Source organism: Pseudomonas sp. Tof1 (assembly GCF_055390395.1).
This window is the reverse complement of sequence record NZ_AP024344.1, coordinates 272594-299025: the sequence shown is the minus strand read 5'-3', so window position 1 is coordinate 299025 and position 26432 is coordinate 272594. Positions and strand designations below refer to the sequence as shown.

Annotated in this window: 23 protein-coding genes and 3 pseudogenes; 16 read left to right on the top strand and 10 right to left on the bottom strand. The window is 64.5% G+C overall.

Annotated elements, in window-relative coordinates:
• Positions 1-7 precede the first annotated feature (7 nt).
• The 12 genes from ACZ5KU_RS01340 (at position 8) to ACZ5KU_RS01285 (ending at position 11225) form a co-directional block, all read left to right on the top strand.
• Entirely contained in the window at positions 8-454 is a 447-nt protein-coding gene (locus tag ACZ5KU_RS01340) for a glycine zipper domain-containing protein (protein ID WP_054062028.1), read from the top strand.
• A 229-nt stretch (positions 455-683) separates the two neighbouring features.
• Positions 684-1586: a hypothetical protein gene (locus ACZ5KU_RS01335; protein WP_464736746.1), complete on the top strand. Its 903-nt coding sequence runs from the start codon at positions 684-686 to the stop codon at positions 1584-1586.
• A 463-nt stretch (positions 1587-2049) separates the two neighbouring features.
• Positions 2050-3156 carry a methyl-accepting chemotaxis protein gene (locus ACZ5KU_RS01330; protein WP_464736745.1) on the top strand — a complete coding sequence of 369 codons (1107 nt, stop codon included), beginning with the start codon at positions 2050-2052 and terminating at the stop codon, positions 3154-3156.
• A 36-nt stretch (positions 3157-3192) separates the two neighbouring features.
• Complete coding sequence (locus ACZ5KU_RS01325) at positions 3193-3558, top strand: response regulator (RefSeq protein ID WP_054060801.1); 366 nt, start codon at positions 3193-3195, stop codon at positions 3556-3558.
• A 6-nt stretch (positions 3559-3564) separates the two neighbouring features.
• Positions 3565-3873, top strand: a complete 309-nt coding sequence (locus ACZ5KU_RS01320) for an STAS domain-containing protein (protein ID WP_054060802.1) — start codon at positions 3565-3567, stop codon at positions 3871-3873.
• A 4-nt stretch (positions 3874-3877) separates the two neighbouring features.
• A complete protein-coding gene (locus ACZ5KU_RS01315; protein ID WP_054062025.1) occupies positions 3878-5908 on the top strand; it encodes a chemotaxis protein CheA in 2031 nt (676 codons plus the stop codon).
• Positions 5909-5910: 2 nt separating this feature from the next.
• Positions 5911-7548 carry a methyl-accepting chemotaxis protein gene (locus tag ACZ5KU_RS01310; protein ID WP_054059127.1) on the top strand — a complete coding sequence of 546 codons (1638 nt, stop codon included), beginning with the start codon at positions 5911-5913 and terminating at the stop codon, positions 7546-7548.
• 10 nt (positions 7549-7558) lie between these two features.
• On the top strand, positions 7559-8086 hold the full coding sequence (locus tag ACZ5KU_RS01305; protein WP_054059128.1) for a chemotaxis protein CheW: 528 nt from the start codon (positions 7559-7561) through the stop codon (positions 8084-8086).
• Between the two features lies 1 nt (position 8087).
• Positions 8088-8900, top strand: a complete 813-nt coding sequence (locus tag ACZ5KU_RS01300; protein ID WP_054059129.1) for a CheR family methyltransferase — start codon at positions 8088-8090, stop codon at positions 8898-8900.
• Positions 8897-9388 carry a chemotaxis protein CheD gene (locus ACZ5KU_RS01295; protein ID WP_054059130.1) on the top strand — a complete coding sequence of 164 codons (492 nt, stop codon included), beginning with the start codon at positions 8897-8899 and terminating at the stop codon, positions 9386-9388. The genes ACZ5KU_RS01300 and ACZ5KU_RS01295 overlap by 4 nt, the downstream gene beginning before the upstream one ends.
• A complete protein-coding gene (locus ACZ5KU_RS01290) occupies positions 9385-10440 on the top strand; it encodes a protein-glutamate methylesterase/protein-glutamine glutaminase (RefSeq protein ID WP_054059131.1) in 1056 nt (351 codons plus the stop codon). Before ACZ5KU_RS01295 ends, ACZ5KU_RS01290 begins: the two co-directional genes overlap by 4 nt.
• 128 nt (positions 10441-10568) lie before the next feature.
• Positions 10569-11225, top strand: coding sequence for a response regulator transcription factor (locus tag ACZ5KU_RS01285; RefSeq protein ID WP_054059132.1), 657 nt, complete (start codon positions 10569-10571; stop codon positions 11223-11225).
• Here the strand turns inward: ACZ5KU_RS01285 and ACZ5KU_RS01280 are convergent.
• Both ACZ5KU_RS01280 and bipL read right to left on the bottom strand, forming a co-directional pair.
• A complete protein-coding gene (locus ACZ5KU_RS01280; protein WP_054059133.1) occupies positions 11210-11638 on the bottom strand; it encodes an acyl-CoA thioesterase in 429 nt (142 codons plus the stop codon). The two genes, ACZ5KU_RS01285 and ACZ5KU_RS01280, sit on opposite strands and share 16 nt — an antisense overlap.
• 11 nt (positions 11639-11649) lie before the next feature.
• Positions 11650-12588 (bottom strand): phospholipase BipL, encoded by a 939-nt coding sequence (gene bipL, locus ACZ5KU_RS01275; RefSeq protein WP_464736744.1) that lies wholly within the window; start codon positions 12586-12588, stop codon positions 11650-11652.
• 75 nt (positions 12589-12663) lie between these two features.
• On the opposite strand from bipL, the gene ACZ5KU_RS01270 reads away from it, so the two are divergent.
• Positions 12664-13278, top strand: a complete 615-nt coding sequence (locus ACZ5KU_RS01270) for a DUF6436 domain-containing protein (RefSeq protein WP_054059134.1) — start codon at positions 12664-12666, stop codon at positions 13276-13278.
• A gap of 118 nt (positions 13279-13396) precedes the next feature.
• On the top strand, positions 13397-15763 hold the full coding sequence (locus tag ACZ5KU_RS01265; protein ID WP_054059135.1) for a penicillin acylase family protein: 2367 nt from the start codon (positions 13397-13399) through the stop codon (positions 15761-15763).
• A 12-nt stretch (positions 15764-15775) separates the two neighbouring features.
• On the opposite strand, the gene ACZ5KU_RS01260 is transcribed toward ACZ5KU_RS01265, so the two are convergent.
• Positions 15776-16684, bottom strand: coding sequence for an AraC family transcriptional regulator (locus ACZ5KU_RS01260; protein WP_054062018.1), 909 nt, complete (start codon positions 16682-16684; stop codon positions 15776-15778).
• Between the two features lie 256 nt (positions 16685-16940).
• Here ACZ5KU_RS01260 and ACZ5KU_RS01255 point away from each other — a divergent pair, with 256 nt between their 5' ends.
• Positions 16941-17282 carry a carboxymuconolactone decarboxylase family protein gene (locus ACZ5KU_RS01255; protein WP_017904402.1) on the top strand — a complete coding sequence of 114 codons (342 nt, stop codon included), beginning with the start codon at positions 16941-16943 and terminating at the stop codon, positions 17280-17282.
• A gap of 209 nt (positions 17283-17491) precedes the next feature.
• Here the strand turns inward: ACZ5KU_RS01255 and ACZ5KU_RS01250 are convergent.
• Positions 17492-18456 (bottom strand): annotated as a pseudogene (locus tag ACZ5KU_RS01250) (GlxA family transcriptional regulator).
• A 224-nt stretch (positions 18457-18680) separates the two neighbouring features.
• Here ACZ5KU_RS01250 and ACZ5KU_RS01245 point away from each other — a divergent pair.
• A pseudogene (locus ACZ5KU_RS01245) lies at positions 18681-19321 on the top strand (HD domain-containing protein).
• 100 nt (positions 19322-19421) lie between these two features.
• On the opposite strand, the pseudogene ACZ5KU_RS01240 reads toward ACZ5KU_RS01245, so the two are convergent.
• The 6 genes and pseudogenes from ACZ5KU_RS01240 to ACZ5KU_RS01215 all read right to left on the bottom strand — a co-directional run bounded on the left by ACZ5KU_RS01240 (position 19422) and on the right by ACZ5KU_RS01215 (position 26390).
• Positions 19422-20317 (bottom strand): annotated as a pseudogene (locus ACZ5KU_RS01240) (ABC transporter permease subunit).
• Positions 20314-21234 carry an ABC transporter permease subunit gene (locus ACZ5KU_RS01235; RefSeq protein WP_054058707.1) on the bottom strand — a complete coding sequence of 307 codons (921 nt, stop codon included), beginning with the start codon at positions 21232-21234 and terminating at the stop codon, positions 20314-20316. Before ACZ5KU_RS01235 ends, ACZ5KU_RS01240 begins: the two are co-directional and overlap by 4 nt.
• Complete coding sequence (locus ACZ5KU_RS01230) at positions 21231-22373, bottom strand: ABC transporter ATP-binding protein (RefSeq protein WP_054058708.1); 1143 nt, start codon at positions 22371-22373, stop codon at positions 21231-21233. Before ACZ5KU_RS01230 ends, ACZ5KU_RS01235 begins: the two co-directional genes overlap by 4 nt.
• Positions 22374-22451: 78 nt before the next feature.
• The gene (locus tag ACZ5KU_RS01225) at positions 22452-23546 is read right to left on the bottom strand and encodes a polyamine ABC transporter substrate-binding protein (RefSeq protein ID WP_054058709.1); all 1095 of its coding nucleotides are present in this window, start codon (positions 23544-23546) and stop codon (positions 22452-22454) included.
• 196 nt (positions 23547-23742) lie between these two features.
• Positions 23743-24837, bottom strand: a complete 1095-nt coding sequence (locus ACZ5KU_RS01220) for a polyamine ABC transporter substrate-binding protein (RefSeq protein WP_054058710.1) — start codon at positions 24835-24837, stop codon at positions 23743-23745.
• Positions 24838-25025: 188 nt separating this feature from the next.
• A complete protein-coding gene (locus ACZ5KU_RS01215) occupies positions 25026-26390 on the bottom strand; it encodes an aspartate aminotransferase family protein (protein WP_054058711.1) in 1365 nt (454 codons plus the stop codon).
• Between the last annotated feature and the right edge of the window lie 42 nt (positions 26391-26432).

Here is a 26432-nt window from a genome sequence, read left to right as displayed (position 1 = left end):
CTCTCAAATGAAGTTCTCGTCGATTCTCTTGTTGTCCCTGAGCCTGGCCAGTGGCCTGGCTTGCGCCGGAGGTACCACTGAGGCCGGTATCGGCGGCGCATTGGGCGGTGTACTCGGTTCGGCGGTCGGTCAGTCGCTGGGCGGCAACACCGGCTCGACCATCGGCGCAGCCCTGGGCGGCGCAGGCGGCAGTGCGGTCGGCGCGGACAAACGCAGCCGTGGTGAAGCGGCGATCGGCGGCGCACTGGGCGCGGCCGGCGGCAACGTCATCGGCCGCAGCATGGGCGGCACCACCGGCAGCCTGATCGGCGCGGCGGCAGGCGGCGGCGCAGGCGGTGCGCTGGGCAACTACATGGGCAATTCCAGCGACCGCGAAGATCGCCATTATCGCGACGGCCATCGTGGCCGCGGCCATGCCTATGGCCACCGCAAACACCGCCACTGGCGCGACTGAGCCCCCTCACCCGGGAGTGCTGCAACAGCACTCCCTCGGCCGCTCCCATCGGCCAGTGCAGAAAGCCTGCCGTCAAACTGCCCGACCATGCAGATTGCATGGTCCCAAGATCCAACCCCCTTCCCAACCCCTTGAATCGATTGCTTATTCAGCAAAGCAGGATTTGGCACATCCGCTGCTATCTCCCCCGTGAAGGCTGTAGGTCTCTCACTGATGGAGCACAACAACAATGATCGGGAACGCTGAAATTCATCCTGCCGCATTACACGACCCCTCGAACCACTCGGGAGTCTCCTGGACGGCGATCTTCGCCGGGGCCGCCGCCGCCGCCGCACTGTCCCTGCTGCTGCTGATGCTCGGCTCCGGGCTGGGTCTGGCCGCCATCTCGCCCTGGTCGGGCGAAGGTATCAGCGCCAAGGGCCTGGGTATCTGGGCGATCATCTGGCTGGCTCTCACGCAAATCCTCGCTGCGGGGATGGGCGGTTATCTCGCCGGCCGACTGCGCGTGAAGTGGGCCAACGTGCATGGCGACGAGGTCTACTTCCGTGACACCGCCCATGGCTTTCTCGCCTGGGCCGTCGCGACCCTGCTCATGGCGACACTGGCGGCCGGCTCCGTCAGTGGCGTCCTCGGCGGTGGTGCCAAGGCCGGGGCCACCGTCGCCGCCGGTGCCGCCAGCAGCCTCGGCAGCGATGCCCGCCAGGGCAGTGGTTCCGACTACTTCATCGACCTGCTGTTTCGCGACGACCGCCCCGCAGCGGTGAGCGAGGACGCCGCCCACGCCGTGGCCACCCGGATCTTCGTGCACAGCCTGGGCAATGGGCAGTTGAGCGTCGAGGACCGTGCCTACCTGGCGCAACTGGTGGCCCAGCGCACCAACCTCAGCCGGGTCCAGGCCGAACAGCGTGTCGACCAGGTCTATGCCCAGGCCGGACAGGCCGTGGACAGCGCCAGGCAGGTAGCCGACCAGGCAGCCAAGGCCGCGGCCTGGTCAACCCTGTGGATGTTCATCGCCCTGCTGATCGGCGCCTTCTTCGCCAGCCTGGCGGCAACCTTCGGCGGCCGCCAGCGCGATGGTGTGGTCTACCTGCAAGGCACCGAATACCAGACCCACACCGCGCCCCTGCACTAACCCGAGGAGAATGAAAATGCGCTCACTTCTACTGTTCTTTCTGGGTGTACCGATCCCGGTGATCATCCTCATCGCCCTGTTCGTGCATTGACCCTTGCCTCGCGGCCCCTCATCCAGGGGCCGCGTTGCTCAGGCGCTACGCTTAAGCCAGGGAGCGGCCATCCACCCGCCGCTGCCACTACCGACCAGCCCACCCCCGGAATCAACGGCCCGTAACATTCAATTACATCCGCACACGGCAAAATACCTTAGGGCTAATTCCTAGAAGGTCCCGGCTAGAGCCATTTCGTCGTGACGCCAGGAAGCGGCGCCGTTATTGGATGATGAGTCAAATACCTGCCCGACCAGTCAGTTCCAGAACACCTTCCCGACCCGAAATACCGTGCCTGAAGCCCCGCAGGATTAAGGGTTATCCCGATACTGATATCAATATGCTACCGATATGATCCGCGCCACTTGAGCTATGCAATGGAAGCAGGGGATGCGGATTTATCTGGGAATCTGGTCAGGGATCGCACTAAGTGCCATCGGGCTTTCTCTGGCCCAGCCTCTGCTCAACGGCGCCGGCCTGGCGCTGATCGCCATCGCCACCGTCGCCCGGCAGATCGGCAAATCGCCGAACATCCCCGCCGCCCCCTCCCTTACGCCACATCCTGATACCGTCACTGCACCGGCCGAACTGCAAACCCTCCTGCCAGTGATCGCCCCGGCCTGGAACGATGGCATCGGCCAGAGCCGCCACCTGCTGCAATCGAATATCGGCGAGCTGTTCGAACGCTTCGCCAGCATCGCTGCCCGCCTGGAAGGTGGCCTGCACAATTGCGAAGGTGTCCTCGGCAGCGGCGGCGTCGGCGAAAGCCTGCGTGACGCCAACGAGCGCCTGCGCGAAGTGACCCGGTCGTTCGAAGCCAGCAGCCAGCGTCAGCACGAACTGCTCGACACCATCAGCCACCTGGGCGACTACGCCAGTCAGTTGCAGCAGATGGCCAAGCGTGTCCAGGAGATCGCCAACCAGACCAACCTGCTGGCCCTCAACGCCGCCATCGAGGCAGCCCGGGCCGGTGACTACGGCCGCGGCTTCTCGGTGGTCGCCGACGAGGTGCGCAAGCTCTCTACCCTGTCCGCCGAGACCGGCCAGGGCATGGACACCAAGGTCGGCGAGATCAACCATGCGATCCAGACCACCATCACCGCCGCCGCCGAGCTGGGCAGCAGCGAACAGGCCAACCTCGACTTCCTCAATCAGGCGGTGACCCAGGTCATGACGCGCCTGGGCGACAACCTCGGCGAACTGACCGACGCCTCCCGCCTGCTGCAACGGGACGCCCGGGAAACCCAGGCCGACATCCAGGCAATCATGGTCAACCTGCAGTTCCAGGACCGTACCGACCAGATGCTCGACCATGTCCAGACCGACCTCGCCCACCTGCTCGAGGCCATCGAGCAACAGGATGCCAGCCTCAACGATCCGTCCGCCTGGCTCGAACGCCAGCGCCAGCGTTTCACCACCGACGAGGAGCGACAGGGTCGCTCCCAGGTGACAGCCAGCGACGACGTGACCTTCTTCTAGTTTCTCTCCGCTTTTCCCTTTGCAAGAGTGATGAACATGGCCAAGACCATCCTGATCGTCGACGACTCCCTGTCCATGCGCCAACTGGTGAAGATGAGCCTGACCAGTGCCGGTCACCAGGTCATTGAGGCCTGCGACGGCCGCGATGCCCTGAACAAGCTGACCGGGCAGAAGATCAACCTGATCATCAGCGACGTGAACATGCCCAACCTCGATGGCATCGGCCTGGTGAAAGAGGTCAAGGCGCGCAACGAGTACCGCTTTACGCCGATCATCATGCTCACCACCGAAAGCGAGCAGTCGAAGAAGGCCGAAGGCCAGGCCGCCGGCGCCAAGGCCTGGATCGTCAAGCCATTCCAACCGCAGCAACTGCTGGCGGCCGTCGAAAAACTGCTGGGATAACCCGCCATGTTCTCGCTGACGCCCGCCACCGACGACATGCCCGCGCAACTGCGCCTGCAGGGCGACCTGACCCTCTACGAAGTCAGCATGGCGCGCGAGCAGTTGCTCGGCCTGCTGCCATTGCCCCCGGGGCCCTGGCAGTTGGACCTGGGCGGCCTGAACGAACTGGACAGCGCCGGCGCGCAACTGCTCCTGGCCATCCAGCGGGCGCTGTCGTCCATCGACCATCCGGCCACCGTCAGCCGGGTCTCGGACACCGCCCGGGAACTGCTGACGCTGCTGAACCTGGAATCGCTGTACCCGACCGAGGCCTGACCCCATGCTCAGTGGCGAACAATGGAACCAGTTGCTGCTGGGATTTCTCAGCGAAGGGCGCGACCTGCTCAAGGAGGCCGAAGACAGCCTGCTGCGCCTGGAAACCAGCCCGGGCGACACGGACGCGGTCAACGGCCTGTTCCGTGCCGTGCATACCCTCAAGGGCTCGGCCGGGATCTTCTCGCTGACGCCCCTGGTCAACCTCACCCATCACCTGGAAAGCCTGCTGATGTCGGTGCGCGACGGCCAGCGCGAGCTGACCCCGGCGCTGACCTCGCTGATGCTCAACTGCATGGACGAGCTGAACGCGATGATCGAGCGTGTCGACCCCGACAGCGGCCTGCTCGACGTCGACGAGGCACGCCAGGCGCCGCTGCTGGCGGCATTGTTCGAGGCCCAGGGCGGCAACGCGGACGATCCGGCGCAAACCGGGCCGCAGCACGCTCCCGCCGTCGCGGCGGACCGGCTCACCTGGCAGGTCTCGATCAGCTTCTGCGAAGAGCTGTTTCGCAACGGCTTCGACCCTGCGGCCTTCCTGCGCTACCTCAACCGCCTGGGTGAGATCACCACGCTGCACACCCGCAGCGACGCCCTGCCGGCTCTCGATCGGCTGGACCCGGAAACCTGCCACCTGGGCTTCGACTTCGAGTTGTACACCGCGGCCAGCCGGGGCGAAATCGAAGACGTCTTCGAATTCATCCAGGACTTCTGCGAACTGCGCCTGAACCCTCTGCAACCACCGGCCGCGACGCCAGCCGAACCGCTCGCCACGCCTCGCCCGGGCGCCGAACCGGCCACCCCGAAAACCGCTGCCGTCCGCGACCGCCGCAGCCTCGACACGACACTGGTCAAGGTCGCCGCGCACAAGCTCGACGAACTGATCAACCTGGTCGGCGAACTGGTGATCAGCACCGCCAGCGCCCAGATGCAGGCCCGGCGCAGCAGCGACAGCGGCTGCATGGAGGCCACCCAGGCGGTGCACCAGCATGTCGAGCAGATCCGCGAGGCGGCGTTGAAACTGCGCATGGTGGAAGTCGGCGAGACCTTCAACCGCTTCCACCGGGTGGTGCGCGATGTCAGCCAGGAATTGGGCAAGAACATCCAGCTGAGCCTGGTCGGCGGCGAAACCGAACTGGACAAGTCGGTGATCGACAAGATCGCCGATCCCCTGACCCACCTGGTGCGCAATGCCATCGACCACGGCATCGAGTCGGCCGCCGAACGCCTCGCCGCCGGCAAGCCGGCCGCGGGCAACCTGCGCCTCAACGCCTACCACGACTCGGGCATGATCGTACTCGAAGTCAGCGACGACGGGCGCGGCCTGAATACCGAACGGATTCTCGCCAAGGCGATCGACAAGGGCCTGCTGGAAGCCGACGCCCCGCTCAGCGACCAGGACATCCACCTGCTGATCTTCGAAGCCGGCTTCTCCACCGCCGAACAGGTCTCCAACCTCTCCGGCCGCGGTGTCGGCATGGACGTGGTGCGCAGTGCCATCGACCAGTTGCGCGGGGTGATCGAAATCGATTCGGTGGCAGGCCAGGGCTGCACCTTCCGTATCCGCCTGCCGCTGACCCTGGCGATCATCGACGGCTTCCAGGTCGGCGTCGGCCAGGACAACTTCGTCATTCCGCTGGATATGGTCACCGAGTGCATGGAAGCCGGCCCCGAGTGGCTGCAGCAGGGCCAGGGCTACCTCAGCCTGCGCGGCAAGCCGCTGCCGTGCATCGCCCTCGACCGGCACTTCGGCCTGGCGCCCAGCCGGGCACGGCGGCGCAACATCGTCGTGGTCAGCCAGGGCCGCCAGCAGGCCGGCCTGATCGTCGACCAACTGTTCGGCGAACTGCAGACCGTGATCAAACCCCTCGGCCAGATGTTCCAGCACCTGCGCGGCATCAGCGGCTCGACCATCCTGGGCTCCGGCCAGGTCGCGCTGATCCTCGATATCGCCAGCCTGTTCCGACACCTGCAGACGTCGACCGAACCCACGACGAACTCGCTCAATCCACCCTTGCCTAGCCTTTCAGGAGAGTAATCATGCAGTTCATCCGCAACATGAAGATAGGCATCCGGCTGACAGCGGGCTTTCTGCTGGTGGTGGTGCTGACCGGTGTCATCGGTGTGATCGGTATCCGCAACCTGTCCCAGGTCAACGACTTGTCGGACCGCATGTACGAAGTCGATGTCACGGGTCTGCGCCAGATGCAGGATGCCAACATCCAACTGGTGACCGCCGGTCGTGCGATGCGCCATAGCCTGCTCGCCACCACCCACGCCGGCCGCGAACAGGCCGCCAACCTGGCACGCAGCTCGCTCGAACAGGCCCGCAAGCTGATCGCCGACGGGCGCAAGTCGTTCCTCAGCAAGGAAGGCCAGGCCCAGATCGACAGTATCGAGGGCCCGCTCAAGGAATACGAAAGCGTGATCAACCAACTGCTGACCAGTCACCAGCAGTCCGGCCAGTTGCAGGAGAACAGCGAGATCACCGACCTGCTGCCCAAGGCCGTGAGCAGCGGCGAAGTGGTGGACCGCCTGATGGGCGAGGCCACCCGTCGCAAACAGGAGCGTGCCGCCGAGGCCAACCAGCAGATCAGCGATATCGCCGCCAGCTCCCAGACCCAGATGATTGCCCTGATCATCGCCGCAACCCTGCTCGGCATACTGATCGGCGTACTGGTCACCCGCAGCATCACCCGTCCGCTCAATGGCGCCGTGGAAGCGGCCAACCGCATGGCCGCTGGCGACCTGAGCCAGGACCTGCCGGTGACCAGCCAGGACGAAACCGGCCAGTTGCTGGCCGCCATGCAGAACATGGCCGAACGCCTGCGCAGCATTCTCGGCGATGTCCGCAGCGCCGCCGACTCGCTGTCCTCGGCCTCGGAACAGGTCAGCTCGACCTCACAATCGCTGAGCCAGGCCGCCAACGAGCAGGCCGCCAGCGTCGAGCAGACCAGCGCCTCGGTCGAGCAGATGTCCGCCTCCATCGCGCAGAACACCGAAAGCGCCAAGATCACCGACGGCATCGCCGGCAAGGCCGCCAACGACGCCGTGCAGGGCGGCGGCGCGGTCGGTGACACGGTGCTGGCGATGAAACAGATCGCCGACAAGATCAGCATCATCGACGACATCGCCTACCAGACCAACCTGCTCGCGCTCAACGCCGCCATCGAGGCCGCCCGTGCCGGCGACCACGGCAAGGGCTTCGCGGTGGTCGCCGCCGAAGTGCGCAAGCTGGCCGAACGCAGCCAGGTGGCGGCCCAGGAAATCGGCCAGGTCGCCTCCAGCAGCGTGCAACTGGCCGAACAGGCCGGACGCCTGCTCAACGAGATCGTGCCAAACATCCAGAAGACCTCCGACCTGGTCCAGGAAATCACCGCCGCGTCCCAGGAGCAGAGTGGCGCCGCCGGGCAGATCAACATCGCCATGGGCCAGATGAACCAGATCACCCAGCAGAACGCCTCGGCCTCCGAGGAACTGGCGGCCACTGCCGAGGAGATGAATGCCCAGGCCGGGCAGCTGCAGGAACTGATCGGTTTCTTCCGCTTCGAGGAAGAGTCCGCCCACAGCCACCGGCCACCGTCGCGCGGCCACGACGGCTACGCCTTCAACGGCTCGCGTGACGGTTTCAAGAGCCGGGCGGCGGTCGACGAAGGCCAATTCGTGAGTTTCAACTGAGGGCCGGATCATGACTGCAAGCCTGAGCCGCGACCTCGCAACGCTGCCCGACGCTCCGCCGGCGTCGAGCATCCAGCACCTGTCGTTCCGGGTGCGCCAGGCCGCCTACGCGGTGCCCATCGACCTGGTGCGCGAAATCATCGAATACGGCGACGTCACCGCCGTACCGATGATGCCGGCGTTCATCCACGGCGTGATCAACCTGCGGGGTAACGTGGTGCCGGTACTGGACCTGGCCACGCGCTTCGGTTTCGAGGCGACCGCGGTCGGCAGGCGCACCTGCATCGTCATCATCGAACTGGACCTGGAGGACTTCAGCCAGCGCATCGGCCTGGTGGTCGACGCGGTGGATGCGGTGCTCGACATCGACCCGCAACAGGTGGTCGCCGCGCCGACCTTCGGCGCCGGCATCCGTACCGACTTCATCGCCGGCATGGCCCGTGGCGAACAGGGTTTCACCATCATCCTGAACATCCCGCAAGTGTTGTCCCTGGAGGACATCCGCCAGCTCAGCCTGGCCGCAGCCCAGGGCCACTGAGATGTCCAGCCAGCTCAAGCTGCCGACCCTCGGCGACGGCGAGTTCCGCCGCCTGCAGACGCTGATGGCCGAAGCCTCGGGCATCATCCTGGCGCCGAACAAGCGGCCGCTGGTGGCCGGCCGGCTGATGAAACGCCTGCGTCATTATCGCCTGGACAACTATGCCAGCTACCTGCAACTGCTCGACCAGCCGGAATACCTCAAGGAACGCCGGCTGGTGGTGGACCTGCTGACCACCAACGAAACCTATTTCTTCCGCGAGCCCCCGCACTTCGACTTTCTCGGCAACTGGCTCGGCGGGCGCAAGGGGCCGCTGCGGTTCTGGAGCGCCGCCTGCTCGTCCGGCGAGGAGCCCTACAGCATGGCCATGGTGATCCAGGAAAACCTGCGCAGCGGCGACTGGTCGATCCTGGCCAGCGACCTGAGCCTGAGCATGCTGGAGAAGGCCGCCGAAGGCATCTACGACATGGCCCAGGCCAAGTACTTTCCCCAGGGCTGGCTGCAACGCCACTGCCTGAGCGGCATCGGCGACATGCGCGGGCGCTTTCGGGTCCAGGCGGCCCTGCGCGAGCGGGTCAGCCTGCGGGAGATCAATATCGTCCAGCCGCTGCCGGAAGGGCTCGGGCCGTTCGACGTGATCTTCCTGCGCAACGTGCTGATCTATTTCAACAATGAGGAAAAGCAGCGCATCGTCCAGCGCCTGGTCCAGCCGTTGCGGCCCGGCGGCCTGCTGTTCATCGGCCATGCGGAAAGCATCCACGGTTTCGACCTGCCGCTGCGGCTGCTCAACCCGTCGGTCTACGAACGCCTATGACTGCGCCGCTCTTCCTGCGTCCCGGCGACTACTTCTTCGGCCGGCACGAGGGCAGGGTCACCACCCTGCTCGGCAGTTGCGTGTCGATCATTCTCTGGCACCCGCGCAGGCGTCTGCTGGCGGTCTCGCATTACCTGCTGCCCAGCGATCCGATGGCCCGCAACGGCCTCGACACCCGCTACGGCGAAGGCGTGTTCCGGCGCATCCAGGCCGACATGCAACGCCACGGCACCCACCCCGGCGAGTACCGCAAGGGCATATTCGGTGGCGGCAGCCTGGTGCGTTTCGAAGGCATACGCGGGCGCAGGATCGGCCACAGCAACAGCGCCTTCGCCCGTGAACAGTTCAGCCGACGCAACTGGGCGGTCGACCACTGCGACCTCGATGGCCAGCACTATCGCCGCCTGCACATCGACGGCAGCAGCGGCGCGATCGATTGCCAGCGCAACAGCGTGCGGCCATTGCTACTGGGGATGCGGCCACGATGATCAGGGTATTTATCGTCGACGACTCGGCCCTGGTGCGCCAGGTGCTGACCCAGTGCCTGGACAGCCATCCGAACATCAAGGTGATCGGCCAGGCGGCCGACCCGCTGTACGCCATCGACAAGATGCGCCGCGACTGGCCGGACGTGCTGATCCTCGACGTGGAGATGCCGCGCATGGACGGCCTGACCTTCCTGCGCCAGATCATGGCCGAACGGCCGACACCGACGCTGATCTGCTCGACCCTCACCGAGCAGGGCTCGGCGGTCGGCGTCGAAGCCCTCGCGGCCGGTGCCGTCGGAGTGTTCACCAAGGCCCGGCTGGGGCTGCGCCAGAGCCTGGAACAACTCTGCGTCGAACTGATCCGCAAGGTCGAGGAGAGCGCCCGGGCGCGGCCCATGGCCCTTCGCCACAACCCCCCTGCCGCAGAATCGGGCCCCATGGTGGGCGCGGCCCCGACGGTGCTCAGGACCACGGACCGGGTGGTGGCCCTGGGCTGTTCCACCGGCGGCACCCAGGCATTGGAATTCATCCTCAGGCAATTGCCACGTGACTGCCCGGGGATTGTCATCGTTCAACACATGCCGGAGAAGTTCACCGCCGATTTTGCCCGGCGCCTGGACAAGTTGTGCCAGATCGAAGTCCGCGAGGCCAGACACCTGGATCGCGTCCACAGCGGCCTGGCCCTGCTCGCTCCCGGAGGTTTGCACATGCAGCTCAAACGCAGTGGCGCGCACTATCAGGTGGAAGTGCTCGACGGCCCGCCGGTCAATCGGCACAAGCCTTCGGTGGACGTCCTGTTCCGCTCGGTGGCGCGCCAGGCCGGCGCCAATACGCTGGGCATCATCATGACCGGCATGGGCGACGACGGTGCGCGCGGGCTGCTGGCCATGCGTGACAGTGGTGCCGCCACCGTCGCCCAGGACGAAGCCAGTTGCGTGGTGTTCGGCATGCCCAGGGAGGCCATTCGGCTGGGGGCGGCCCAGGTGGTCGAACCCCTGGGGAAACTGCCGAAACTGATCCAGCTCTTCGGCGACAGCAGCCGCCACGGCTGACCGGGACCCGAGGCCGCCGTGGGTCGCCAGCATCGATGCGAACCCCTGGGTTGCAATCCAGATACGAATAACCGTGGCAGGCCGGTCCGGCTGCTGCGCCCTTCCCTTTGCGCCATGGGCTAGAGCTTATGCTTTGTCGAATACTGCTTGCCGACGATTACCCGCTGTTTCGCGCGGGCATTCGGGCTCTGCTGGAAAAACAAGAAGAATACGAAGTCGTCGGCGAAGCGGGCGATGGCCAGGCGGCCATCGAACTGGCCTCCAGGCTCAAGCCGGACATCGTGCTGCTGGACATGTCGATGGAGCGCATGAACAGCGTCGCCGCGCTCAAGGAACTGTCCCTGCGCGCACCGCGCAGCAAGGTGCTGATGCTGTCGATGCACACCGACACGCACTTCGTGATGAAGTGTCTGCAACTGGGCGCCCATGGTTTCCTGCTCAAGACCGCGACGGTGCTGGAGCTGGAACTGGCCCTCAAGGCCCTGCGCCATGGCGGCCAGTACCTGTCATCGGCGGTGGTGCCGCTGGTGGTCAACCAGGCGGTGCGGCAAAGCCACGAACCGCCGGCCAAGACCAGCCGGGTCGCCCTGACCGCCCGCCAGCTGGAGATTCTGCGGCTGATCGCCCGGGGCGAAACGACCCGTTCCATCGCCGTCGGCCTCGGCCTGAGCATCAAGACCGTGGAGGCGCACCGCTCCCAGATCATGCACCGGCTGCGGATTCACGACATCGCCGGGCTGGTGCTGTTCGCGGTGCGCGAAGGGATCATTCAGATCAACGACTGAAAGGCTTCGCGCAAGCCGTCGGGGAGCGATACCGGCCGGTTGCTCGCACGGTCGACGAACACGTGGACGAAGCGCCCGGCGGCGCAGGCGTCCTCTTCACCGGCCTTGAACACCGCCAGCTCGTATTGCACCGAACTGTTGCCCATCTTGCCGACCCGCAGGCCGACCTCCAGGCGCTCGGGGAAGGCCACCGAGGAGAAATAGTCGCAGGCGGAACTGACCACGAAGCCCACCACTGCGCCGTCGTGGATATCCAGCCCGCCCCGCTCGATCAGGAAGGTGTTCACCGCCGTGTCGAAAAAGCTGTAGTAGGTGACGTTGTTCACGTGGCCATAGACGTCATTGTCATGCCAGCGGGTGAGGATCGGCTGGAAGTGGCGATAGTCGCCACGCTGCGGCAGGCGGTCGGTCATGTAGGCCTCGATCAGAAGTGGGCGCCGAGAAAGCGGAAATAGCGTTCGCGGTATTCGGGAAGTTCATTGGCCAGATGATGCCGGGCCTGCGCCAGCATGAACACCTCGGGCTGGTCGAATTTGCGGCGCAGCACCGCCAGGTTGTGTTGCCAGTCGACGGTCATGTCGCCATCGCCCTGCACGATCAGCGGCCGGCGCGGGCTCGCCGTGGCGCTTTCGATACCCGGAATCCAGCGGGCCAGGGCGCCGACCCAGGCGGTCGGCAGGCGCTGCGGCTGCAACGGATCGGCCTGCAGGAACGGCATGAACGCCGGGTCGTGGGTGTTTTCGCTGAAGCGTCGGGCAATGCCTTTGACGAAGGGCCTGAGCAGGTGATAACTGAGCTTCGACCAGCCCCAGGCCCGCGGCCGCACCAGCGGCGAGAGCAGCACGACCTGGCCCTGGGCCGGGCTGTCCAGGCCATGCCGGAGCAGGTGATCGACCACGATGGCACCGCCCGTGCTCTGGCCGAACAGATGCCAGGGCTGCGGCAGATCGAGGGACCGGGCCTCGTCGAACAGCCCCTGCAAGGCCCGCTGGTATTCGGCGAAATCCTCGATGCTGGCCCGCTCGCCACTGGACAGGCCGTGCCCCGGCAGGTCGCAGGAGATCACCGCGAAGCCGCGGTCCAGGGCCCAGTCGATGACGTTGCGATACAGCCCCATGTGGTCGTAGAAGCCGTGGAACAGGAACAGGGTGGCCACCGGCTGCGGCGGTAGCCAGAGCTGGCTGACCAGCTCGAAGGCGCTGCTGCGGAAGCCGCCGAGGTGGCGGGTGAACGGTGCCGGGCGATGGGGCAGGTCCAGGCCGTAGAAACGCTGGTAGGCCTGCGCCGCCGGCGACAACGGCTGTGCCTCGGCCAGCGGGCGCAGGCTGGCGCGCAGGGCATCGGGGTCGAAGGTGGCGGGCATGCAAGGCCTCCAGGAAAAAGTACGGCAACGCCGAGGCGTTTTACTGATCTGCGATATTCTTCTGTCAGGACAGGCATGGCAAGCTACGCGACCTTCGAGGACCGAATCGCCATGCTCCAGACGCGTCACAAGACATTTTTCGCCGGCCTGCTGGCCGTGCTTTGCGCGGTGGGCCTGTGGCTGGCCTACGACTGGTTCCAGGGTCGCTATATCCGCGCCTTCAGCGATCAGACCGCACTGTTCGCCGGTGATCGGCTCAGCCTGCCGACCCAATTGGCCGGCCCGGGGCGTATTCGCCTGGTACATTTCTGGGACCCGGCCTGCCCGTGCAACGTCGGCAACCAGCAGCACCTGGGCGAACTGATCGAGCGCTTCGCGCCGCTGGGCGTGGACTTCTACGCCGTGCAGAAACCCGGCAGCCAGGGCCGGCTACCGGTCAACCTGCAAGCCATCCAGCCACTGCCGGGGCTGCCCGGAGCCGAACACCTGACCGTCAGCCCGGCGGTGGCGATCTGGGGCCGCAACGGCCAATTGGCCTACTTCGGCCCCTACAGCCAGGGCGCCACCTGCAATTCCGGCAACAGTTTCATCGAGCCGATCCTGCTGGCCCTCAGCGAAGGCCGCCCGGTGCACGCCACCCACAACATGGCCGTAGGCTGCTACTGCCCCTGGCAGGAACCCGGCCATTGACCAAGGCGAACCGGACTTTTTAGCGTAATCGGCCCCTCGTGCGATGCATCCGCCTGGCGGGCTGTGCTACACCTTAGCGGCTGAACCACGGCAGCCCGCCCCCCACAAGGAACCCCGCATGAAACGCAGCCTGACCGTTCTCGCCGTCCTGATCGCCGCCGTCGCTGCCGGTGGCACCTGGTACGTCCAGAGCAAACTGCCGACGCGCCAGGGCCAGGTCACGCTGGGCAACCTGCAGGGGCCGGTCACCGTGCGCTACGACGAGCGCGGTGTCCCGCATATCCGCGCCGAATCCGAGACCGACCTGTACCGTGCCCTGGGCTACGTGCATGCCCAGGACCGGCTGTTCCAGATGGAGATCGTCCGGCGCCTGGCCCGTGGCGAACTGTCCGAGGTCCTGGGGCCCAAAACCCTGGAAACCGACAAGCTGTTCCGCAGCCTGCGCATCCGCGAGCACGCCGACCAGTACGTCGCCCGGCTGGACCGGCAATCCGCCGCCTGGAAGGCCCTGCAGGCCTACCTGGACGGCATCAACCAGTACCAGGCCAGCCACGCCAGGCCGATCGAGTTCGACCTGCTCGGCATTCAGCCGCGGCCCTTCACCGCCGAAGACACCATCAGCATCGCCGGCTACATGTCCTATAGCTTCGCCGCCGCCTTCCGTACCGAGCCGCTGCTGACCTACGTGCGCGACCAGCTCGGGGCCGACTACCTCAAGGTGTTCGACCTGGAGTGGCGCCCGCAGGGCATGCTCGGCTCGCCGACACCCCTGGCCGCGGCCGACTGGAAGGGGCTCGGCGCCCTGGCACGGGTCAGCGAGCAGGCCCTGCGCGAGGCCGGCGTGCCACAGTTCGAAGGCAGCAACGCCTGGGCCGTCTCCGGCAGCCGGACCAAAAGCGGCAAGCCGCTGCTGGCCGGCGATCCGCACATCGCCTTCTCGACCCCGGCGGTGTGGTACGAAGCGCAACTGTCGGCGCCGAACTTCGAGCTGTACGGCTATCACCAGGCACTGGTGCCGTTCGCCTTTCTGGGCAACAACCAGGCGTTCGGCTGGAGCCTGACCATGTTCCAGAACGATGACCTGGACCTGATCGCCGAAAAGACCAACCCCGACAACCCCAACCAGGTCTGGTACCACGGCCAGTGGGTCGAGATGACCCGCAGCGAGCAGCAGATCGCGGTCAAGGGTCAGGCTCCGGTGACCTTCACCCTGCTGCGCTCGCCCCATGGTCCGATCGTCAACGACGTGCTCGGCGCCAATGCCGGGACGAAGCCGATTGCCATGTGGTGGGCTTTTCTCGAAACCCCGAACCCGATCCTGCAGGGTTTCTACGAACTCAATCGCGCCGATACCCTGGACAAGGCCCGCGAAGCCGCGACACGAATCCAGGCGCCCGGCCTGAACCTGATGTGGGCCAACGCCAGGGGCGATATCGGCTGGTGGGCCGCCGCGCTGCTGCCCAGGCGGCCGGACGGGGTCAACCCGGCCTTCATCCTCGACGGCAGCACCGGCGAGGCGGACAAGGACGGCTACTACCCGTTCAGCGCCAACCCGCAGGAAGAAAACCCGCCACGCGGCTACATCGTCTCGGCCAACACCCAGCCGGCCTCGCCCACCGGCATGGTGATTCCCGGCTACTACAACCTGGCCGACCGCGGCCAGCAGTTGAACCGGCAGTTGGCCGACAACAGCGTGCGCTGGAGCGTGGAAAACAGCCAGAAGCTGCAACTGGGCACCACCACCGACTATGGTCCGCGGCTGCTCAAGCCATTGCTGCCGGCGCTGCGCGAGGCGGCGCAGGACGCGGCCGAACTCAAGCTGGTGGAACAACTGGCGACATGGAAAGGCGACTACCCGATGAGTTCCACCAGCGCCACGCTGTTCAACCAGTTCCTCTACGAACTGGCCCGCGCGGCCATGCATGACAAGCTGGGCGACGACTACTTCAACACCCTGATCAGCACCCGCGTGGTGGACGCCGCGTTACCCCGCCTGGCGGCCGATGAAACCTCCCCCTGGTGGAACGGCAACCGCAATGCAGTGGTGAAACAGGCCTGGCAGGCGACCCTGGCCCACCTCAGGGCGAGCTATGGCGACAACAGCGGCGGCTGGGTCTGGGGCCGGGCCCACACCCTGACCCACGGTCATCCGCTGGGTCGGCAGAAGCCATTGGACAGACTGCTAAACGTCGGCCCGTTCGACGCACCGGGCACCCACGAAGTGCCGAACAACCTTTCGGCGAAGATCGGCCCGGCGCCGTGGCCGGTCACCTATGGCCCCTCGACCCGGCGCCTGATCGACTTCGCCGACCCGGATCACAGCCTGACCATCAACCCGGTAGGCCAGAGCGGCGTGCTGTTCGACAAGCACTACAGCGACCAGGCCGAGACCTATGTGGAAGGTGGCTATGAGCAGGTGCACATGAACGACGTCGAGGTGTCGGCCAATACCCGCAGCGTGCTGAGGCTGGTGCCGGGCAAGTAGGCAGATTGCCACCTACCCCCCGGCCTTGCGCACCTGCCCCGGCGCCTGCCCATACACCTCCTTGAACTTCTTGCTGAACGCCGCCTGCGACTGATACCCCACCTGCAGCGCGATCTCGCTCAAGCCCAGGTGCGAACGGCTCAGCAGGCCATGAGCCAGTTCCATCCGCACCCGGGTGAGCAGTACCCACGGCGATTCCCCCGCGACCTTGACGAACGCGCGCATGAAGGTCGCCCGCGACATATTCGCCAGCGCCGCCAGGCCGTCGATGTTCCACGCGTGGGCCGGGTCGTCGAGCATGCCCTGCCAGGCCCGGCTCAGGCGCTTGTCGGCCAGCAGGGCAAGGGTCCCGCTGGCCTGCACCTGCTGTTGCAGATAGACCCGCAGAATCAGCGTGAACAGCGCCGACGACAGCGCATCCACCAGGAATCGCCCACCGGCCTGGTCGCCATCGGCCTCCACCCGCAATAACCCCACCAGCGCCGCCAGCTGATCGCTGGCCGGCAGGTCGCGGCTGGACACCACCAGGTAGGGCGGCAGGGCGGCGAACAGCATCGACTCGCGCTGGTAGTGAAAGCGTCCGCAGAGCAGATCGAGGGCCGGCCCCTCGCGGCCTATCCGGTGCAGCGGCAGCAGGCCGCCCTGGCTGACCCGCGTGGCCGTCGGCGCCACCCGCCGCCCTTCGCTGCGCAACAGGTGCGTACCGCCACCGGGCAACACCAGGATGTCCCCCGCCCCCAGGCGAACCGCCTGCCCGTCGGGCAGCTCGACCTGGCACTCCCCGGCCAGCACGATGTGATAGGGCGCGATACCGGCGTTTTCCTGCTCGTGGTCCAGCGCCCAATCGCCCTGCAACCGGCAGCGCAGATCCAGGCTGCCGCGTACGCCGGCCAGGCCGATGAGCCGATCGATCGAAGTCATTTGCGCCTATCGGACAAAGGGTTGAGTGGATCGAACAAAAATGCCGACCTCCAATGGATGACACTGGAGTCGTTGCTTAGGCTGTGTACGAAATTGTTTGAACGCAGGTTAGGCAAGGCAAAAACCGGCGAGGAAGCGGAGTTGACTGGTTGTCAATGAGCATTCCGAGTCGGTTTTTAACGCCGCATAACCAAGTTTCAAGCGATTTCGTACATAGCCTAGCCAGTCTACCTTCAGCCTTTCAGGAGTTACCACCATGTTCCTCAATTGGTCCGAACTGTTGCCCACCATCAAGAATGCCTTCGGCGCACTGGGCAAATCCAACCCCAAGATGGTCCAGGCCTACATGAAGCTGGGTGAAGCCGCTGCCGAAAACAATGTGCTGGATGCCAAGACCCGTGAACTGATTTCCATCGCCGTAGCGATCTCCACCCGCTGCGACGGTTGCATCGGTGCCCATACCGACGCGGCGATCAAGGCCGGCGCGACCCGCGAGGAAGTCGCGGCGGCGCTGGCGACGGCGATTTCGCTGAATGCCGGGGCGGCCTATATCTACTCGCTGCATGCGCTGGAGGCGTACGACAGCCTGAAGCCTTGATCGACTCCCTTGGCCGTTCCAGCAGAGCCCGGACACCTGGTTGCCACGGGCTCTATCGGACACTTCATGAGTTGCGTCGACTTCAAGGGCCTCTTCGCGGGCAAGCCCCGCTCCTACAGTTATTTGGCGATCACAGCATTTGTGCACGACACAGGCTTTGTAGGAGCCGGGTTTGCCCGAGAAGGGGCCCGACAGCCAACCAAAAGACCTCAGGCCAACCCGGCGAAATGCTGCCGAAACTGCTGCGCACTCACCCCCAGCCGCCGCTGGAACACGCTGCGCAGATGGTGCGCATCGCGAAACCCGCACTCATAGGCGATGGTCTTCAACGGCACACCGCCGCTTTCGAGCAGCACCCGCGCCGCATCCACCCGCGCGCTTTCGACGAACTGGGCCGGAGTTACCCCGCTCTCGCGGACAAATACCCGGGAAAAGTTGCGCGCACTCATGTTCGCCGCCTTCGCCAGCTCGGCAATGCTCAGGTCCGCCGTCAGGTGCGCCAGCACATACTCCTGCACCCGGGCCACCGGTGAGTCCGGTTCGGCATGGGGCGTCAGGTAGGGGCTGAACTGCGACTGGCCGCCCGAACGCTGGGTGAACACCAGCAACCGCCGGGCCACGCGCAACGCGATGTCGCTGCCCTGCTCGCGGGCCAGCAGGTACAGCGACAGGTCGATCCCCGCCGTCACCCCCGCGGACGTGAACAACTCGCCATCCTGCACGTAGAGCCGATCAGCCTCGACCTGGGCCGTCGGACACAGCTCGGCGAGTGCCTGGGCGTCATTCCAGTGGGTGGTCACCGTGCGCCCCTCCAGCAAACCGGCCCGCGCCAGCATGAACGCACCGTTGCAGATCGAGCCGAACAGCCCGCGCGAACGGCGGCGGCCCGTAGCCAGGCATGGAATTCCGCGCCGAAGTCCTGCCCCGGCAGATCCGGCCCGCCGGCGCACAACAGCAGGTCGTAGCGTTCCAGGGCCTCGCTGAAATGCCGATGCGCCTGAATCGCCAGGCCATTGGAACACGCCACCCAGCCCTGCTCGACGCCCACCACCTCCAGGCGATAGCCGGCCTCGGGCGGCAGGAAGCGATTGGCCTCGGCGAATACATCCATCGGCCCGGTGACATCCAGGGACTGGACGCCGCGGAACACGACAACGGCAACGGTGCGGGTCATGGTAAAGCCTCTTGCGGATCGACATCCGGCGCTGGAGCACTCCTGGCCGAACCGGACCTACGGTAACCAAAGCCTCGCCGGGATACGAGGTGCATAAGGCCGCTGGCACGAAACCCGCCGCGAATGGCCGGAATCGTCACCCTGTATCGATAGCAGCCAAATCCGCCCGGCGCCAGACTGATCCCATCGGCGCCACTGCGGCGCTCGCCACAGGAGTCATGACCATGAGCGACACCATTGCCGGCATACGGATCCCCGACAGCGCACTGGCCCGGGCCGCCACCGAATACATCCGCGATGTGGAAAGCGATCTGCTCTATCACCACTCGCGCCGGGTGTTCCTTTTCGGCGCCCTGAGCGGCCAGCGCAAGCAACTGGCCTACAATCCGGAACTGCTCTATATCGGCGCGATGTTCCACGACCTCGGCCTGGTCGAAGGCCAGCGCAGTGACAACGACCGCTTCGAAGTCGACGGCGCCAACGCCGCCAAGGCCTTCATGCAGCCCTATGGGCTATCGGACGACGATATCGAGCAGGTCTGGCTGTCGATCGCCCTGCACACCACGCCGGGCATACCGCAATACCTGCGCCCGACCGTGGCCCTGGTGACCGCGGGCGTGGAGATGGATGTGCTGGGGATGGACTACGCCGCGTTTCCCGCCGCCCAGCGCGAGGCGGTGGTGCATGCGCATCCACGGGGGAGAAGTTCAAGGAGTGCATCATCTGCGCCTTTGCCGACGGCTTGCGCCATCGTCCGCAGACCACCTTCGGCAACGTCAAGACCGACGTGCTGAAGGACAAGGACGTGAGCTTCACGCCGATGAATTTCGTCGAGGTGATCCGGCAATCGCCTTGGGCCGATTGAATCCTCGCAGGCCCATTCGCGGGCAAGCCCGCTCCCACAGTCCGTGTCGCTCGACACAAAACTGTGGGAACGGGCTTGCCCGCGAAGCTTTTTCAGCAGGCTACGCGGCGGTTCCCGCCGCAGCCGGTGCACGCCGCACATCCGGCTGCTTCCAGGAGTCCGCCGCACTTTCCTCGATGGCCTGCTGGATCGCCTTGCGCCGACGCTCTTCGGCCTGACGGCTGAAGTACCAGACCAGGAAGGTCACCAGCGATACCGCCAGCAGGATCAGGCTCGCCACCGCGTTGATCTCCGGCTTGACGCCCAGGCGCACCGCCGAGAACACCTCCATCGGCAGGGTGGTCGAACCCGGCCCGGACACGAAGCTGGCCAGCACCAGGTCATCCAGCGACAGGGCGAACGACATCATGCCGCCCGCCGCCAGCGACGGCGCGATCATCGGGATGGTGATCAGGAAGAACACCTTCCACGGCCGCGCGCCCAGGTCCATGGCCGCCTCTTCGATGGACAGGTCCAGCTCGCGCAGGCGCGCCGACACCACTACCGCCACATAGGCCGAGCAGAACGTGGTGTGGGCGATCCAGATGGTGGCGATGCCACGCTCCTGGGGCCAACCGACCATCTGCGCCATGGCCACGAACAGCAGCAGCAGCGACAGGCCGGTGATCACTTCCGGCATCACCAGCGGCGCGGTGACCATGCCCCGAACAGCGTGCGGCCCTTGAAGCGGGTGATGCGGGTCAGCACGAACGCCGCCAGGGTGCCCAGCGCCACCGCCGCCAGGGCGGTGTAGCAGGCGATTTCCAGCGAGCGGCCGACCGAGCCCATCAGTTGGGTGTTGTCCAGCAGGCCGACGTACCACTTCACCGACCAGCCACCCCACACCGTCACCAGCTTGGAGGCGTTGAACGAGTAGATCACCAGGATCAGCATCGGCAGGTAGATGAACAGCAGGCCCACCACCAGCATCAGGTTCGAGAAACTGAAGCGCTTCATACCCGGCCCTCCATTTCCTTGGCCTGACTGCGGTTGAACAGGATGATCGGTACGATCAGGATCGCCAGCATCACCACGGCGAGCGCGGACGCCACCGGCCAGTCACGGTTGTTGAAGAACTCCTGCCACAGCACCTTGCCGATCATCAGGGTTTCCGGACCGCCGAGCAGCTCGGGGATCACGAACTCGCCCACCACCGGGATGAACACCAGCATGCAGCCGGCGATGATGCCGTTCTTCGACAGCGGCACGGTGATCTTCCAGAAGCTGTTGAAGGTGCTCGAGCCCAGGTCGGACGCGGCTTCCAGCAGGCTCGGGTCGTGCTTCACCAGGTTGGCGTAAAGCGGCAGGATCATGAACGGCAGGTACGAATAGACCACGCCGATGTACACCGCCAGGTTGGTGTTGAGGATCTGCAGCGGCTCGCTGATCAGCCCGGTCCACATCAGGAAGCCGTTGAGCAGCCCGTTGTTGCTGAGGATGCCCATCCAGGCATAGACGCGGATCAGGATCGCGGTCCAGGTCGGCATCATGATCAGCAGCACCAGCACGGTCTGCACTTCCTTGCGGGCCTTGGAGATGGCATAGGCCATCGGATAGCCGATCAGCAGGCACAGCAGCGTGCTGAAGAAGGCCATCTTCAACGAACCGAGGTACGCCGCCAGGTACAGCTCGTCGTCACCCAGCATCGAGTAGTTGCCGAGGTTCAGCACCAGTTGCAGCTTCTGCTCGACGAAGGTGTAGATCTCGGTATACGGCGGAATCGCCACATCCGCTTCAGCGAAGCTGATCTTCAGAACGATGAAGAACGGCAGCATGAAGAACAGGAACAGCCAGATGAAAGGGATCCCGATGACCACATGACGGCCAGAGGGGGTTATTCGTTGCAACCGGCGCTTGAGTTTTCGCATGTTCATGAGCGCAGTACCACGCCGCTGTCGTCTTCCCACCAGACGAACACTTCGTCACCCCAGGTCGGCCGTGCGCCCTGGCGTTCGGCGTTGGCGACGAAGGACTGGACCAGCTTGCCGCTCGGCAGCTCGACGTAGAACACCGAGTGACCGCCCAGGTAGGCGATATCGTGGACCTTACCGCGCGACCAGTTGTGCTCGCACTCCGGCTGGGTGGTGGTGACCAGCAGCTTCTCCGGGCGGATCGCGTAGGTCACGTGCTTGTCCTGCACCGAGGTGCTCACGCCGTGACCGACGTAGATGTTGCGCTCCAGCTCCGGGCTGGCGATGCGCGCGTAACCTTCGGCATCGTCGACCACTTCACCTTCGAACAGGTTGACGTTGCCGATGAACTCGCAGACCAGGCGACTGGTCGGGGTCTCGTAGACGTCGATCGGGCTGCCGATCTGGGCGATCCAGCCCAGGTGCATGATGGCGATCCGTTCGGCCATGGTCATGGCCTCTTCCTGGTCGTGGGTCACCATGACGCAGGTCACGCCGACGCGCTCGATGATCTCGACAAGCTCAAGCTGCATTTGCGAGCGCAGCTTCTTGTCCAGAGCACCCATGGGCTCGTCGAGCAACAACAGTTTCGGCCGTTTGGCCAGGGAACGGGCCAGGGCCACCCGCTGGCGCTGGCCACCGGACAACTGGTGCGGCTTGCGCTTGGCGTACTGGCTCATCTGCACCAGCTTAAGCATTTCGGCCACGCGGGCATCGATCTCGGCTTTCGGAATGCGGTCCTGCTGCAGGCCGAAGGCGATGTTCTGCGCCACAGTCATGTGCGGGAACAGCGCGTAGGACTGGAACATCATGTTGATCGGCCGCTCGTAGGGCGGCATGTCGGTGATGTCCACGCCATCGAGGAAGATCCGGCCTTCGGTCGGCCGTTCAAAACCTGCGAGCATGCGCAGCAAGGTGGATTTACCCGAACCCGAGCCGCCGAGCAGGGCGAAGATCTCGCCCTTTCTGATTTCCAGGGACACATCGTCCACGGCGATCGTCTCGTCGAACTTCTTCGTGACCCGGTCGATCTTGACCAACACCTGCTTGGGTGATTGGTCGCCCTCGAGGGCTTTCTTATAGGCGCCGGAGGCAACAGCCATTTGCAAAACTCCCAACAAAATTTAGCCGCGAGGCCCAGACGGCCTGGCATTGAATGGTTTGACCCGAGTCCTTGCGGACTATTTGCCCGACTTGATCCTGGTCCAGCTACGGGTCATCACACGTTGGATTTTCGGGGGTAGTTCCGAGTTGACGTACAGCTTGTCCACAACAGCTTGCGGTGGGTAAACCGCTTCGTCGGTGCGCACGGACTGATCCATCAGTTCGCCAGCCTTTGGGTTCGGGTTGGCATATCCGACATAATCGCTGACCTGGGCGATCGCTTCAGGTTGCAGCAGATAATTGATGAACGCATGGGCCTCCTTCACGTTGCCGGCGTCCTTGGGAATCGCCAGCATGTCGAACCAGAGGTTGCCGCCCTCCTTGGGAATCACGTAGGCGATATCCACGCCCTTCTTCGCTTCTTCGGCGCGCTTCTTCGCCTGGAACACATCGCCGGAGAAACCGGCCGCCACGCAGATCTCGCCGTTGGCCAGATCGGTGATGTACTTGGACGAGTTGAAATAGGTGACGTACGGACGAACCTTGAGCAGTTTCTCCTCGGCCGCCTTGTAGTCCTTCTCGTTGGTGCTGTTGGGGCTCAGGCCCATGTAGTTGAGCACCGCCGGCAGCATTTCATCGGCGGAGTCGAGGAACGCCACGCCGCAACTGGAAAGCTTCTTGATGTTTTCCGGCTCGAACAGCATCGCCCAGGAGTCGATCCTGTCGACGCCGAGCACGGCCTTGACCTTCTCGACGTTGTAGCCGATGCCGTTGGTGCCCCACAGGTACGGCACCGCGTACTGGTTGCCCGGATCGTTCTTCTCCAGCCGCTTCATCAGCACCGGGTCGAGATTGGCGTAGTTGGGCAGCAGCGACTTGTCGAGCTTCTGGAAGGCGCCGGCCTTGATCTGCTTGCCGAGGAAGTGGTTGGACGGAACCACCACGTCATACCCGGTATGTCCGGCCAGCAACTTGCCTTCCAGGGTTTCATTGGAATCGAAGACGTCATACACCGGTTTTATACCGGTGGCCTTCTCGAAATCGGCCAGGGTTTTCTCGCCGATATAATCGGACCAGTTATAAATATGCACGGTCGGGGCAGCGTACGCACCCGCAGCCAGCGTCAGGCCTGCGCCAACCAGCAAAGTCTTGCAAAACAAAGAAATAGACACTCGGAGGTCCTCTCAATAGTTGGGCCTGAGTTGCCCGGGCCATATGGCGCCAAACCGCCCGATGACAAAACCGGCGCGCAACTTACCCTCGATAAGCCGATCCAGCAAAAGTTTTCTTTGATTGATATTTATCCTGCTGGAACCGGCGCCCGGATGAGTCCGGTTCCAGCAGGTGGAGCGTGTTACATCAGGCCGGTCACTTGCCCGACTTGATCTTGGTCCAGCTGCGGGTCAGGTCACGCTGGGTAGCGGCAGGCAGGTCGGCAATGGCGTAGAGCTTGGCCTGCACCTCCGCTGGCGGATAGATACCCGGGTCGCTGGTGATGCTCTTGTCGACCAGTGCGGTGGCCTTCTCGTTGCCGTTCGGGAAACGCACGCTGTCGGTGATCGCCGCCATGACTTCCGGCTTGAGCAGGTAGTTCATGAACTTGTAGGCGCCGTCGACGTTTTCCGCGTCTTTCGGAATGGCGACCATGTCATAGAAGCTGCCGGCACCTTCCTTCGGAATGGCGTAGCTGACTTTCACCTTGTCACCGGCTTCGGCAGCGCGGGACTTGGCCTGCTGGATATCACCCGAGTAGCCGACGGCTACGCAGATGTTGCCGTTGGCCAGGTCCGAGATGTACTTGGACGAGTGGAAGTAGGTGATCGAAGGACGGATCTTCAGGAACAGATCCTCGGCCTTCTTGATGTCATCCTTCTTCTGGCTGTCGGTTGGCAGGCCCAGGTAGTGCAGCGCCACCGGGATCATCTCGGTCGGCGAGTCGAGGAAGCTCACGCCGCAGCTCTTGAGCTTGGCGATGTTCTCCGGCTTGAGCAGGGTGTCCCACGAATCGATCTTGTCCACGCCCAGCGCGGCCTTGACCTTCTCCGGGTTGTAGCCGATGCCGATCGAGCCCCACATGTACGGGAAGGCGTGCTGGTTGCCCGGGTCACTGACCGAAACCGCCTTGAGCAGCGACTTGTTCAGGTTGTCGTAGTTGGACAGCTTGGACTTGTCCAGTTCCTGGTAGACGCCAGCCTTGATCTGCTTGGCCAGGAAGTTGTTGGACGGCACCACGATGTCGTAACCGGACTTGCCGGCCAGCAGCTTGGCTTCCAGGGTTTCGTTGCTGTCGAATACGTCGTAGACGACCTTGATCCCGGACTCCTTCTCAAAGTTCGCGATGGTGTCCGGTGCGATGTAGTCGGACCAGTTGTAAACGTGCAGCACTTTGTCGTCCGCGTGAGCGGCACCGGCCATCGCTCCGGCCATGGACAGGGCCAGGAGAGTCTTGCCAGCGTTCTTCAAACCTAATGCCTTCATGCGTCATGCTCCAATTTTTCTTTTTAACCAGCTGTTCGGCGGCCGATTTCCGGGCAACTCGGAACAGTGGGGTAGTCTGGCAAGATCCAAGGCCGGCTTTCAAGGAAAGACCCGCCTTTGTGATCACTCCGAGCGAAAGCGCCTGCAACTCGCCCCCGCTCAGAGCCTAGCACCTAGCCCTGCAACGCACTCAGGGTCAGGTCCAGGCATTGACGGGCCTTGGCCACCAACTCATCGATCTCGGCCTTGCTGATCACCAGTGGCGGGGCAATGATCATGGTGTCGCCGACGGCACGCATGATCAGCCCGTTATCGAAGCAGAACTGCCGGCAGATCATGCCGACGCCCTTGCCTTCATAGCGCGCACGGGTGGCCTTGTCCTTGACCAGCTCGATGGCCCCCAGCAGACCCACACCGCGAACCTCACCCACCAGCGGGTGATCGTTCAGTTCCCGCAGACGCTTCTGCAAATAAGGTGCCGTTTCGGCCTTGGCCCGTTCGATAATTTTTTCATCGCGCAGGATGCGGATGTTTTCCAGCGCCACCGCCGCGGCCACCGGGTGCCCGGAGTAGGTGAAACCGTGGTTGAAATCGCCACCCTCGTTGAGCACCGCGACCACGTCGTCACGCACGATCAGGCCACCCATCGGGATGTAGCCGGAGGTCAGGCCCTTGGCGATGGTCATCATGTGCGGCTTGAGGCCGTAGAAATCGCTGCCGAACCACTCGCCGGTACGGCCGAACCCGCAGATCACCTCGTCGGCGACGAACAGGATGTCGTACTTGGCGAGGATCTCCCTGATCCGCGGCCAGTAGCTTTCAGGCGGCACGATCACGCCACCGGCCCCCTGGATCGGCTCGGCGATGAACGCACCGACGTTGTCCACGCCCAGTTCGAGGATTTTCTCCTCCAACTGGTTGGCCGCCCAGATACCGAACTCTTCCGGGCTCATGTCGCCGCCTTCGCCGAACCAGTAGGGTTGCGGGATATGAACGATGCCCGGGATCGGCAGGTCGCCCTGCTCGTGCATGTAGGTCATGCCGCCCAGGCTGGCGCCGGCCACGGTGGAGCCGTGATAGCCATTCTTGCGGCTGATGATGGTCTTCTTCTGCGGCTGGCCCTTGATCGCCCAGTAGTGGCGGACCATACGCAGCATGGTGTCGTTGCCTTCGGAGCCGGAACCGGTGAAGAACACGTGGTTCATGCCCTCGGGCGCAATCTCGGAGATCACCTTGGCCAACTCCAGCGCCGGCGGGTGGGCGGTCTGGAAGAACAGGTTGTAGTAGGGCAGTTCGCGCATCTGCTGGCTGGCGGCCTCGGCCAGTTCGTCGCGCCCATACCCGACCGCCACGCACCACAGGCCGGCCATGCCGTCGAGGATCTTGTTGCCCTCGCTGTCCCAGAGGTAGACGCCCTTGGCGTTGGTGATGATGCGCGGGCCCTTTTCCTTCAATTGCTTGAAGTCACTGAAGGGAGCCAGGTGATGATCACTGCTGAGGGTCTGCCACTCACGGGTTTGCGGGTTGTTGCTGGTCATACGGATCTCCTAGATTCCAGTGAAGGCGCGGCCAGATACCCG